This window comes from Massilia timonae CCUG 45783, from assembly GCF_000315425.1.
Taxonomy (GTDB): Bacteria; Pseudomonadota; Gammaproteobacteria; order Burkholderiales; family Burkholderiaceae_D; genus Telluria; species Telluria timonae.
The window spans coordinates 1,682,945-1,694,536 of the sequence record NZ_JH992922.1 but is presented as its reverse complement, the minus strand read 5'-3'; the positions used below and the strand labels follow the sequence as shown (position 1 = coordinate 1,694,536).

Sequence of the window (11,592 nt, the reverse complement as noted above, 5' to 3'; positions counted from 1 at the left end):
CAAAACCGTCATCTGGATTTGGGGCTCGACGCGCCCGAAGGCGCGGTGTCAGCGAACGTTGGGCTTAGTTGCGGGCAGCAGCCTTGTGCACGTCGGCTTGTGCTTCAGCACGCACCTGATCGGTCTTGGCTGCAGCGGTTGCCTTGTCGGCTGCCGCATCAACCTGTGCCTTCAGCACTTTTTCGTCGGCCTTGATCATTTTCTTCTCGGCTTTCAGATTGGCGTCGGCCACTTTCTCTTCAGCCTTGGCCATCGCCTTGGCGCGGTCTTCCGGATCGGCCTTGGCCACTTTTGCAGCTGCGTCAGTGTGCGACTCGACCAGGTCGGCGTGGGCCTTCGACTTGGTCTCGGCGGCCTTGGCCATGGTCTTGTTCACTTTTTCGTCCGCCTTGATGGCGGTCTTGATTTCCTTCTGTTCTGCCTTGATCACGTCTTTTTCGGCATTGGCTTCCGCCTTGACGATCCGGTTGTCCGCGGCGGTGGTGGCTGGCGCGGTGGTTTGTGCGTGAGCAGCGGTAGCCATCAGGCCGGCGATCAGGGTAGCGAGCAGTTTGTTCATGATGTGTTTCCTTTCTGGTGGTCTACACAGTGCGGGGTTGCCTGTGCAGTCGTTGTTGTTCTTCAGTGATTCCAGAATAGGCTTATCGCAGCGCCGGGTCTGTTAGACAGCCCACAGTCAAATTGTCAGAGTTGTAAGCAAAGATTACTGCTGAGCAGGCCCAGCATAGAGATCGATGATGTCGCCGATGCCGTCCTGGCACACCGGGCAGAACTTGTCGCTGCGATCGAACATCAGGCATTGCATCGCCGGCCGGTAGTAGCCGCTGGCTTCGTAGTTGGCGCCTTCAAAGGCGCCGATCGTATGCCGGTGCGGCTGCTGCGCGAACAATGCGTTGGTACGCTTCAGGTCTTCATGGAACAGCGCGCTCATTTCGGATTCCGGGCGATTCTCGGCGCGCAGCGCGGCGCGCTTCTTCTGGTAGGCGCGCGACTCTTGTTCGTATTCGGCCTTGGGCCACGGCGTCGGCAGCGGTGTGCCGTCCTTCACGTGGCGCTGCCATTTGAGGTTGGCGGGGTCGCGCAGCGCGGTGACGTTCGGCTCCCACGGTTCCATGCGGCCGCTGGCCGGCTGGTAAGCCACGGGCGAGGTGTAGTACTCATCGGCCAGGCCGGCGAAGTGGTGGCCGAATTCGTGCACGAACAGGTAGTCGGCCCAGTCGTTGCCCGCCGCCGCGGTGCTGAACTGGCCGAAGATGCCGCCTCCGCCATAGGTGTCGTTGTTCACCAGGATCTCGATGAATTCATACGGCGCGTGCTGGGCGATATCGCGCAGCGCGCGGTTGTCGAGCGTGAGCACATAGCGTTCGCTGCCGAAGATGTCGTAGCGCGTGCCCAGCGCGGACGGATTGTGCACGCCGGTCGACGGCCGGCTGATGCCCGACTTTTCGGTCGGCGCCGCCATCGCCCAGACATTGAAATCCTTCGCGCGTTCACGGAACGGCGACACCGAGAACAGGTGCTTCGTCAGGCGGCGCGCATCCTGCTCGAACTTCTTCATGTCCTTCTGCGTATAGCCATCGCCCAGGATCAGGAGGTCGACCTTGTCGGCCGACGGCCCGCTGGAGTGAATCGCGATCGGCGTCGCCAGCGCCGGCGGCTGGCGCCGGATGACGTCCTGCGCATTCGGATCGACCTCGACGCTCCAGGCCACCGAAAACTGGTTGCGCTCGTCGCGCTTGAGGATGCGCACCCGCACCGCTTGCGCGAACTGCGGGAAGCGCACCGATTCCTGGAACGAGCGGCTGATGCGGTTCGCCTCCTCGGTGGTGCGCCATTCGCCGAACACGGTCGAGAAGCCGCGCGAGTACAGCAGGTCGCCGGTTTTCGCATCGACCACCTCGACCCGGTTCTGGCCGCGGTTGGTGTCGTCGAGATTGCGCGCCATGCTGCCCGGCCAGGGCAGCGGTTCGATCACCACGCGCTCGATGGCGTAGGCGTCTTGTAGTGCATTGCCGCTGTGGGTGTAGTCGAGACGGACCGTGGCCGGCTGGGCAGCCCAGGCAATCGAAGCAAGTGCGCCCAGCAGCAACGCAGCAAGAAAATGAGACAGGCGCATCGCGACTCCTGGAAAGTAGATCGCGATATTCTAAGCCCATCCTCCTCCCTGTCTACCGTCTTGTGCGGCAAGCGCCGACGATGCCTATTGGTCGCTGTAACGGGCGACCAGCGCCTGGAACCGGACATCGTCGTGTAGCGCCGACCATTCGGGCGCGGCTCGCACGTCGGCCGACCGGATCCCTTCCCCTTCGAACGCACGATGCAACAACCTCACCGCCGCATCATGATCACCGCTACGCGCCGCGGCCAGCGCAGACGAATAGATGCTTGCCACGACCGGCGCCGGGACGGCAAGCGCAACGGGAGCCGGCGCTGTCATTGGAGCCGGCGCTAGGTCCGGTACAGGCGCGGGACGATGCGCGACGGCGGTGGACGTGACCGTGACAGCCGACTGCATTTGCGCTTGCGCGGACACGCGCCGGTAATAGATGCGTTCAACCAGCGGCAAATCGAGATACATGCGGTCGTCGTCGACCAGGTTGAAGGTCAGGCCGAAATACAGCGGCAGATCGAGCGTGATCTCGCTGCCGTCCTGGCTGATGCCGCCAATCGGTACCGCGACCTCGGCTCCTGCCTTCAGCATGTCGCGCGAGATGGTCAGTTCGGGGCCGATCGGCACCTTCAGGCTCATCACCTGGAAGCGCTCGGCGCGCCATTGACCGATGATTTTGCTGCCATCTTCACGCGCGCACCCGGTCATCAGCAGCGCCAGCGACAGGCATACGAACGCCTTTCCGACCGGGTGCACAGGCCACATCTCAGGCGCCTTTCGGACGGTACTGTTCCACCAGCTTCACGAAGCGCGCGTCCTTGCGCAACGCGTCCAGGTCGGGGTCGGCATCCATCTCGCGGAAATGGGTGAAGCCGGCGAGGAACGCGCCTTCGAATTCCTTCAGCGCGTCATCAGTACGTGCCTGCTTGAGACGCAGGACGGCCATGTTGTAGTAGACGAGCGGCTGCTTTGGCGCACGGGCACGGGCCGCCAGCAACTCCTTCTCTGCCTCTTCCAGCTTGCCCTGAGCCATCCTTGCAATGGCAACTTTCATCATTTCATTGGCAGCGGCCTGATTGCCGGATGCTTCCGCCTCTCCCGCCTTCCCGTCCAGCAGCTGCTTCTCGCCCTGCAGGCGCAAGGCGGCGGTATCGGTTTCGGATGGCGCGATCCCGAAGCTGGCCTGCTGCACTTCCGGCTGCGCGACCGCACTGTCCGTCGCCACGACGGCTGGGACCGGAGCGGCCACGACCTCTTCCATGGCAGGGCCGGACGGCGATTGGAGCACCAGGTAGCCGCCCACGCCGGCCGCCAGCACGACCGCCGCGGCGATTGGCGCCACGAGCTTGTTCTTCTTGCCTGCGACGGGGCCTGCGGCCTGGGCTTCCAGCAGCGTGGAGCAGCCCGGGCACTTCAGGTCTTCCCCCGGTGCGCGTTCAAACACTTCGCCGGCATTCGCGCGGTCGCAATCGCCCAGGGTCGGGCACTTGTACTTGGCCATATCGTTACTCTCTCTTCAATGTTGTATGGTGGCCGGCCGCGACGGCGGCCGGCACGGTCAAGCGGTCAGGCGGCGATGCCGATGATCGAGCGCACCGGTGCGGCCAGGCCCTGCAGCTGCTGGTATGCCGGATCCTGGTCATCCTGACCGGCTTCATCGAAGCGGGCGCGGGCCAGGGCGCGGAAGGCGGTGTACAGCTCTTCCTTCTTCTCCTGGTGCTTGAATTCGCTGTCGATGCGGCGCGTGACTTCACGTTCCACCAGGCCACGCAGGTCTTCGCTGTGATCCGCGTCGAACACGGCATCCCAGTTCCGGCCTTCCATCACCTTCGAGGCCGGCAAGCCATCGACGTCGTGGATGAATACCCATTCCTGCAGGCCGGTGGTGCGGTTCTGGCGTTCTTTGATCATGCCCAGCAGGCGCGCCACCAGCAGGATCGGTTTGCGCCGCGCCAGGAGCTGCAGCTCGGCCGATGACTTGGCGTACAGCGGTGGCAGGCGGCGGCCATCACCGTCGCTGTGCAGCAGGATCGATTCGTTGCGGTCGCGCTGCAGGCCATCGTAGTGACGCTTCAGCTCAGCCAGCGATTCAATGAAGCGTGCCGGCATCATCGACGCGATCTTCATGATCACGATCTGGTTCGGCAGATTGCCGGTCGCAACCTTGGTATCGGGCGCGGTGGGGTCCTTCTGCTCCTCGAACATCCTCGCCAGCATGGCCCGGAAGCCGCTCTGGTGCTGGCACTCCGGCACGAACACGCCGACGGTCTGGGTGCGGCCCTGGCTACCGCCGGCATTATTGGCCACGGTGCGATCGACTTCGGTCTTGTTGAAGGTGAGCAGCGACCCCGCTTCGTCGTACAGCTCGCGCACGAAGTCGCGCAAGCCGTCGTGGTTGGCGTCGTACTTCTTCTGCAGGCGCTCGACGATATTCACACGCAGCACTGGCGGCATGCTGGTCGCGATCTCGGCGTGGGCGAGCTCGACGATTTGGGCCGACTCCTGCGACAGGCAGTTGATGATGCCGCCCAGGCTCAGGCTTTGCAGGAGCTGGTCGAACGAATTCACCTCGGTGCCCCCCAAGTCGATGATGGCCTGGCGCACGCGCTGGGTGCGCGCGCCCTGGGCCGCCTCGTCGATCGTGATCGCGCGCATCACGGCGCCAATGGCCTCCTGGTCGAATACGCGCTTCTGGTAGGCGGCATCCGCCGCGCCAAGGCGCTTGTCGCGTTCATTCCCGAAGCGCTTGGTGGCTTCCGCCAGGTTCTGGTGCAGCTCGTCGATGCGCGCGCGCAGCGTCAGCAGTTGTTCCTTCACGAACGGCAGCAGGGCGGCGCCGAACTTCAGGCCTTCGAGCTGGGTGCGCAGCACATACAGTTCCTGGTGCTGGGTAGCGATGTCCGAGAACAGCGCGCTGCGCTTGTCGGTCAGGTGCTTGCCGAAGAAACCGACACTGTTGAATTGTTCGTTGAGCTGCTGGGTGCGTCCCTGCACCGATTGCAGCGCGGCCGGCATCTTGGCGATGCGGTCGGCGTAAACACCCATGCGTTCGTCGACCAGCGCCACCAGCGCATCGGTGAGGTGGCGCAGCTGGATCAGCGACGCGCCGCCGGCGCGCCAGCGACCAAAGAAATCCTTCTCGATATGACGGCCGATATGGCGCGCCATCTCGAGCCGCGCATTGCCCTTGACCTCATAGAACTTGCGCACCCCACCCAGGGTCCGGTAGGTATCGTCGAAGACCTTGGCCAGGCGCGTATTGAGCGCCGACACCCAGGTAGTCTGCTCGAGAGTCGGGTCCGCCTTGATCTCGGGCACGAGGAGGCTGACGATCTGCTTCCAGTATTCCGGGCTCGGCTTCCAGTTCGCGTTGCGCGCGTCGTCCTCGAGAATGCCGCTTTCCAGCATCAGGTGGGCGTCGGTCAGCAGCAGCGACTGGGCGGTTTCGGGTTGGCGTGCCTGCGCGCCCCAGTCTTTTTCCACCGGTTCATCAGCATAGCCCTCACCCTGGCGGAAATTGTTGAACATCAGCTGGCGCGCCGCCTGCTCGGCAAAGCCATAGGCCAGGTATTCCTTGATTTCCTGCTCCGGCACGACCACGCGCTTGATGCCGAACGACAGGAACAGCTTGGCGCGGGCCTTGCCGATGTCCTCGTCGCTCTCGAAGTTCTTGATATCGTTCTCGCCTTTTTCCGCACGCCCCAGGCCTTCCCACTCCTTGTTCAGGGTTTTCTGGTAGATGAACTCGGCAACGATGTTCGGCACTTCCGACTCGACATCGAACTGGATATTGTGCTCATTGATATTGTTTACCAAGTAACAGCCGTTGAAATATGTGGCATGCTCCATTGGGGTTCCATCCAGCAAGTTCACCGGATGGTATTTGCCAACCGCCATCGCGTTCAGCTCGGACAGCGCGGCATAGCCGTTCGCATAATAGTTCTCGAAGCCAGCCACGTTCTTCACGCGTTTGGAATTCTTTTCTGGCAGCAGTGCGTACACCAGGATGCGGTACTGTTCGTAATGCGGATACTTGTGGCGGATCTGCGCGACCGCGTCGACCACCGAACCGCTGCCAGTGCCGCCGGCCAGGCCGCAAACCACGTGAATGGTCACGCCGACTTTGCCGGGACTGGCCTCGAGCTCCCTGACGCGGCCTTCCAACGCCTTGACGAAGCTGGATGCGTTCTGCGCGAAGACGAGACGGCCCAGCTTGCGGCGCTGGGCCGCGCCGGCCGTGCTCGGGTTGACGAAATCGAACACGCTGCGCGGCTCGACCCATTTCTTCAGGCCAGGGAATGAGTCGGGGTCGTCCAGCACCGGGCGTACATTGCTGGCGGTGTTGATCAGGTATTCGCTGCGGTTCAGGCCGACGTCCTTGCCGAGCACCTTCCACTCTTCCTTCTTGTCCAGCTCATCATTGGACGTGTCGATGTAGAGATAGCCGAAGCGGGCCAGCGAACGGTCCGGTTCCTGCGTGTCCTTGTTACGCTCGATGGTCTTGCGAATCTGGCGGATAATCTTGCCGCCGCTGCCGCCGAGGCCGATGATCAGGTGGTTGTGAGACATATCAGTTTTCCGTCTGGTAGTAGGGTGCGCGCCGCAGGCGGCTTATTCGTGGGCCAGCTTGATCTTCAGGAACAGCTTGCTGTCGGCCTTGCCGCTGGTCTTCTTGACGACGTACGAGGCCACCTGCCCACCGTCGCCCGGCGCCGGGTCTTCGCTGAAGGTGATCGCCTTCGAGGTATAGGCCGGGGCGGCGCAGGTTGCCGCGTCGTCCTTGTAGGTGATCGCCTTCGAGGTATAGCCGCTCGAGCCGTTGTCGGCCAGCAGCGGCGTGCCCGGCAGCGACTTTCCGCAGCTACCGTGGTCGACGCCGGCCACCAGGTCGGGCTGCGACTTGCCGAGCAGCTCATTGACGCCGCCGCGCATCGGGGTCGGCGACAGGAATACCAGCAGGTGTTCGGTGCCAGGGGTGGCGTCGAACTCGAACGCACCGCGGCTCGGCAGGAACACCGTGCCCATCGCATTCACGTAGTTATCCTGACCGGCCACCGGGAAGATCTGCGACAGCTGGCCATGCGGATCCTGGTTCAGGACATAGACGTAGGACGGGCGGTTGACCTTGACGCCGAGCTGGAAGCGGTCGCCGTTCCGGAAAGTACGGCTGGCCAGCACGTCGCTCGTGCTGCCGTCGGCGTTCTTCAGGCGAATGAAATAGCTGGCGCCGATCTGGCGTGCAGCCAGCGCTTTTTTCGGCTTGGCGGCGCTGTCCTGCCTGGCTGCCACGACCGGCTTGGCTTCGGTGCTCTTTTGCGCGGTAGATGCCGCGACAACATTGCCGTCTTCACCGAAAAACAGCGACTTGGCAGTGTAGCCATCCTGGGCCGCCGATGCGCCCGACAGGAGCAGAAGGCTGGCGGCAGCGAATGCGTATTTCATGTGAGTTCCTATTAGATGTATTGGCGCGTCAGAAGCGGTTGAGGATGGCGGTCTCGGTGGCGAAATGGCGCGGCACCTGCGTCATCCGTGCGCGACTCACTTTTCGCGCCATGTCGCTGGTAAATTGACGGGCTCGGTCAAACGCCGGCTCGACATGTCCTTTTTCTTCTTCCAGGAAAGCGAAGAAGGCCTGGGTGAAATACGATCCTTTGAGCTCGCGGTTACCGAGCATGAAGGTGCCGTTGCTTTCCGGCGCCAGCGACAATTCACCTTCGCTGGTCGCGGTGATGATGGCGTAGGCGCGATCGCCGGCAATATCAGCCTTGTCCTGCCGGACCTCGCCCGGTTGCGGCCGATCGTCGACGAACCGGATGGCCTTGGTGGTGTACGCGGCCCCGGTCCAGGACTGCAGCGGCAGGCCGGCGCGCTCGACCCGGCCACCATTGGCCGCCAGAATGTAACCGCCGCTTTGATCGGGGAAGCCGCGCAGCATGTCGCCGCTATAGCAGGTATCGATGAAGATGCGGGTGTTGCGAGTCGGTTTGCGCGCCAGATTCTGCACCAGCGTATCGGCCACCGACGTGCGCTGCAGATTGAGTTCCTGCTCGGTCCTGTCCGCGCCACCGGCGTTCGAATCCCATGCCACGATGGACATCTTGCGCTGATCGCCGCCCCTGGAGGTCGGCAATGGCGCGTTGCCATGGCTCGAGATATACACGAACAGCTGGTCTTGCGGGCGCAGCGTACGTTCGATCCTGCCAAGCTCGCGCTCGATGGCGGCCTTGGTGGCGCTGGACCCGAGCAGCTCGGTGACCTGGTAGCCCGCGCCGCGCGCCGCCTTCACCACCACCCGCGCGTCGTCCTCCCCCGGCACCGCCGATATCCGCGTATGGTCCTTGAAGGTATTGATGCCGACCACCAGGGCGATATTGCGGGCCGGCGCGCGGCGCTCGGCTTCCGACAGCGAGGCAACTTGCTGCTCGCGCACCTCGTCCTCGATGCGCTTGACGCGCACACCGGCCGGATAGAACGGCGAGGTCGACTTGATACCGACCACCGACTGGACAATCATGAATGCACGATCGACCTCGTCTTCGTTGGCATAGCTGCCGACGAGCTGCACCCTTCCAACCAGGTCGCGCTTGATGGTGGCGCCAGGCAGGCCGTGCTGGCGCAGCTTGGCCTGGATCGACTGCATCAGAGACTCGGGAACGTTGTAGGCGTAATAGGCATGCTGGTAGCCGTGCAGCTGGTTCGCGGCGCAGCCGGACAGAACGAGCGCCACCGCCACGACGGCGGCGCGCAGAAATGCGGATGTAATCATGGTATGGGGCCGGGGACGGCCGCACGCGGGCCGCGCCCGGCCATCCCGGCATTCAAGAAAGGCAGGTCAGGAAACAGTGACGTTCTTCGTCATCGTGACAGGCGATTTGCCGCCTGCCGATGCGCTCATGATCACGCGATAGACGGCGCCTGCCGGGGCCTCTGCCGACACCGGGAACGACAACTTCTCGACCGAACGGCCGGCTTCGACGGTGCGCTCGATCCGCGCCTCGTTCGGAATCTGGATTTCGACCTCGGTACCGTCGGTCGTCACGAACAGCTTGCGCTCGAAGACCACCGGGGCTTCGGCATCGGTTGGTGTCAGGACATCGTAGGTGGTATCGATCGCCAGCCGCTCACCCGGCCTGACCGATACAGGCACGCTCACGTCCTGCAAATGGACGAGCACGCCTTGGTTGGCTTTATAGTTGTGTTCCTTTTTCACCTGGGCCAGCGACTTGCCCGGATCGCGTACCAGGCTCGATGCGGTGATCCAGTTCGGATTCTGCTTGGTGCAGGTGTCGACCGCGGTGTAATAAGCGGTGGCCCATCCCGCAGCCAGACCGCCGGCAGCGCCCAGCAGGGCGGCTTTGCCAGCTTTCTCCTTATTGCCGGTCAACAAGGCGCCGCCCAGGCCGGAAAACAGGCCGATTGCAGCGCCTTTGACGGCCAAGCGGCGCTGCTCTCCCGTCGTGCAGGCATCCAGATCGGCATAAGCCGATTCTTGCGCCAGCGCCGGCACTGCAACAAGATTGAAACCAACAATAGCTAGCGCAACGCTCGCGGCGTATTTGATGACCTTCATGGCTTTACTCCCTGGTTTTATCGTTGTTTCGGCATAGCACTGTGTTGCCAGTGTTTTACCTAATTTTGACAGGAGTATCACACATATATATTTTAAGAAACTATCCAATAGTCACAAGCGGGTTGCATGTAACTGGTTTTCCCAAAAAATTGTTCAATATCTGCCTGAGATACAACAGTATTGGTCAGCGATACTGATACAACGGCCTTTGCACCACGATCGGCCGAATATCGAGCCGCACGTTATACACCGAATACGCTTCGCTGAACGCCGACTGGTAACCCACGCTCTCGCTCACGCGACTGAGCTTGAACTCGAAGCCCAGGTCGGGCCGCTCGGCGTTCGGGCTGTCCAGCGACAGGCCGATCGCGTCGACCTGGTCGCTGTCGATCAGCTTGGCCATCAGGTCGACCACCGTGCCGTTGCCGAGGATGTCGGCCGAGAACAGCGGGCCACGCCAGTACGGCTTCTTGGTGTCGACCTTGCCATGCGCCTTCTCCGGCGCCGGCGTGAAGGTCTTGGTGGCCAGGTTGAAGCGGTCGCCATTGTCGAGGTAACTGAGGCGCCCGTTGGCGAGATTGAAACTGCCGTCGCGGGTGGCGGCCTCGCTCAGGTCGACCAGCAGCGCGCCGCGATAGCCGATCACCTCGACGTCGCGCTTGGCATTGACCACCATCGCCGTGTTCTCGTCGATCCCCAGGCCGATCTTGTAGCCCTTGGCCAGCATGGCCGGCAGCATGCGCGCGAAGCGCCCGCGCACCAGCAGGTGCTGGTCGATGAAGACGTCGTCGCCGATGAAGCCCAGGCCGCGCGTGATCTGGCGGCCATCGTCGACGCCATGCTGGAGCGTGGACAGGATCGAGCGCGGGTGGCCGAACATGGTGCTGCTCATGATGGCGGCGCCGGCGCTCGAGCCGGCGATCACGCCGCCGCGCCGGTACATGTCCCACAGGGCGTCGAGCACTTGCGTGTTGCTGCCGTCGGGCCGGCGCAGGACGCCCGTGATGCGGCCCTGGTCGCCGCCCGAAAAATACGCGCCTCCGGCCGTGCGCACGGCCTCGGCCAGCTTGGGATCGTCGGCCGCGGCGCGCCCGTCGGCGCCGTCCAGGCGCTCGGCGACCGGAACGAAGAAGGCGTCGGCGCCATAGCGGTTCAGGCGCTCGACGAGGTAGCTGCCGGCCCGTTCGGGACTCGCCGAGGCGGAGGCGAACACGGCCACGCGAGCGCCTTTTCCGCCCGCGAGCTGGACGATGCGTTCCCACACGGCATCATTGTCGGCGCGCAGGGCGCCGCCGATGATGACGAGCGAGCCTTTCGGCGGGACGGGTTCTTTGTCGGCGGCATGGCTGGCACTACTCGCCAGCAATGCCAACGCGAGAATGGCATGGACGACGATCTGGAGCATAAGACTTCCTCTGATGAGCCATCAGCGTAAGCCTGATTCCAGATTCACGTCGCCATGTTGAGTCCGCTCAGGATAGATAGATGTTGGGAAAGTACCGTTCCATCAATGTCTCTGGACGCAACGGTGGGGTAAAGCCGAAACGCGTGAACAGTTCGTGCGAGTCGGTGGTGGCAAGGGTGAAGTGGCGCAATTTCTGCAGGCTGGGGTGGCGCAGCATTACGCCGATCAGTTGCTTGCCGTAGCCGTTGCCGCGGTACTCGGGCACGACGAACATGTCCACCAGATTGGCAAAGGTGGCGTAGTCGGTGATCACGCGCGCGAACGCGATCTGGCGGCCGTCGAGATAGCCGCCGAAGCACAGCGAATTCTCGATGGCGCGCTCGACGATCGGACGGGAAATGCCCACGGCCCAAGTCGACTGCTCACTGAGGAAGCGGTAGATCATCGGGATATCGAGCCGGGACTGGTCGGTACTGACCTGGAAGCTGGAATCGTTCGTAATCATTG

10 protein-coding genes are annotated in these 11,592 nt (G+C 63.0%); all 10 read right to left on the bottom strand.

Annotated elements, in window-relative coordinates:
- Positions 1–64: 64 nt before the first annotated feature.
- The 10 genes from HMPREF9710_RS07195 to HMPREF9710_RS07150 all read right to left on the bottom strand — a co-directional run bounded on the left by HMPREF9710_RS07195 (position 65) and on the right by HMPREF9710_RS07150 (position 11,590).
- Positions 65–559 (bottom strand): hypothetical protein, encoded by a 495-nt coding sequence (locus tag HMPREF9710_RS07195; protein ID WP_005665197.1) that lies wholly within the window; start codon positions 557–559, stop codon positions 65–67.
- 144 nt (positions 560–703) lie between these two features.
- Positions 704–2,116 carry an IgA Peptidase M64 gene (locus HMPREF9710_RS07190; RefSeq protein WP_005665196.1) on the bottom strand — a complete coding sequence of 471 codons (1,413 nt, stop codon included), beginning with the start codon at positions 2,114–2,116 and terminating at the stop codon, positions 704–706.
- Positions 2,117–2,200: 84 nt separating this feature from the next.
- Positions 2,201–2,875, bottom strand: a complete 675-nt coding sequence (locus HMPREF9710_RS07185) for a hypothetical protein (RefSeq protein WP_005665195.1) — start codon at positions 2,873–2,875, stop codon at positions 2,201–2,203.
- 1 nt (position 2,876) lies between these two features.
- Complete coding sequence (locus HMPREF9710_RS07180) at positions 2,877–3,611, bottom strand: TPR end-of-group domain-containing protein (protein ID WP_005665194.1); 735 nt, start codon at positions 3,609–3,611, stop codon at positions 2,877–2,879.
- A 65-nt stretch (positions 3,612–3,676) separates the two neighbouring features.
- Positions 3,677–6,679 carry a tubulin-like doman-containing protein gene (locus HMPREF9710_RS07175; RefSeq protein ID WP_005665193.1) on the bottom strand — a complete coding sequence of 1,001 codons (3,003 nt, stop codon included), beginning with the start codon at positions 6,677–6,679 and terminating at the stop codon, positions 3,677–3,679.
- A gap of 42 nt (positions 6,680–6,721) precedes the next feature.
- Positions 6,722–7,552, bottom strand: a complete 831-nt coding sequence (locus HMPREF9710_RS07170) for a DUF4384 domain-containing protein (protein ID WP_005665192.1) — start codon at positions 7,550–7,552, stop codon at positions 6,722–6,724.
- A 28-nt stretch (positions 7,553–7,580) separates the two neighbouring features.
- Positions 7,581–8,876 carry a caspase family protein gene (locus HMPREF9710_RS07165; protein WP_005665191.1) on the bottom strand — a complete coding sequence of 432 codons (1,296 nt, stop codon included), beginning with the start codon at positions 8,874–8,876 and terminating at the stop codon, positions 7,581–7,583.
- A 66-nt stretch (positions 8,877–8,942) separates the two neighbouring features.
- On the bottom strand, positions 8,943–9,680 hold the full coding sequence (locus tag HMPREF9710_RS07160; RefSeq protein WP_005665189.1) for a hypothetical protein: 738 nt from the start codon (positions 9,678–9,680) through the stop codon (positions 8,943–8,945).
- Between the two features lie 184 nt (positions 9,681–9,864).
- The gene (locus tag HMPREF9710_RS07155) at positions 9,865–11,085 is read right to left on the bottom strand and encodes a cyanophycinase (protein ID WP_005665188.1); all 1,221 of its coding nucleotides are present in this window, start codon (positions 11,083–11,085) and stop codon (positions 9,865–9,867) included.
- 67 nt (positions 11,086–11,152) lie between these two features.
- Positions 11,153–11,590: a GNAT family N-acetyltransferase gene (locus tag HMPREF9710_RS07150; RefSeq protein ID WP_005665186.1), complete on the bottom strand. Its 438-nt coding sequence runs from the start codon at positions 11,588–11,590 to the stop codon at positions 11,153–11,155.
- Positions 11,591–11,592 lie beyond the last annotated feature (2 nt).

Coding starts and splice junctions, on each gene's coding strand:
- HMPREF9710_RS07170 (WP_005665192.1), bottom strand. CDS start 7,552: ATGAAATACGCATTCGCTGCCGCCAGCCTTCTGCTCCTGTCGGGCGCA.
- HMPREF9710_RS07160 (WP_005665189.1), bottom strand. CDS start 9,680: ATGAAGGTCATCAAATACGCCGCGAGCGTTGCGCTAGCTATTGTTGGT.
- HMPREF9710_RS07185 (WP_005665195.1), bottom strand. CDS start 2,875: ATGTGGCCTGTGCACCCGGTCGGAAAGGCGTTCGTATGCCTGTCGCTG.
- HMPREF9710_RS07195 (WP_005665197.1), bottom strand. CDS start 559: ATGAACAAACTGCTCGCTACCCTGATCGCCGGCCTGATGGCTACCGCT.
- HMPREF9710_RS07175 (WP_005665193.1), bottom strand. CDS start 6,679: ATGTCTCACAACCACCTGATCATCGGCCTCGGCGGCAGCGGCGGCAAG.
- HMPREF9710_RS07180 (WP_005665194.1), bottom strand. CDS start 3,611: ATGGCCAAGTACAAGTGCCCGACCCTGGGCGATTGCGACCGCGCGAAT.
- HMPREF9710_RS07155 (WP_005665188.1), bottom strand. CDS start 11,085: ATGCTCCAGATCGTCGTCCATGCCATTCTCGCGTTGGCATTGCTGGCG.
- HMPREF9710_RS07190 (WP_005665196.1), bottom strand. CDS start 2,116: ATGCGCCTGTCTCATTTTCTTGCTGCGTTGCTGCTGGGCGCACTTGCT.
- HMPREF9710_RS07150 (WP_005665186.1), bottom strand. CDS start 11,590: ATGATTACGAACGATTCCAGCTTCCAGGTCAGTACCGACCAGTCCCGG.
- HMPREF9710_RS07165 (WP_005665191.1), bottom strand. CDS start 8,876: ATGATTACATCCGCATTTCTGCGCGCCGCCGTCGTGGCGGTGGCGCTC.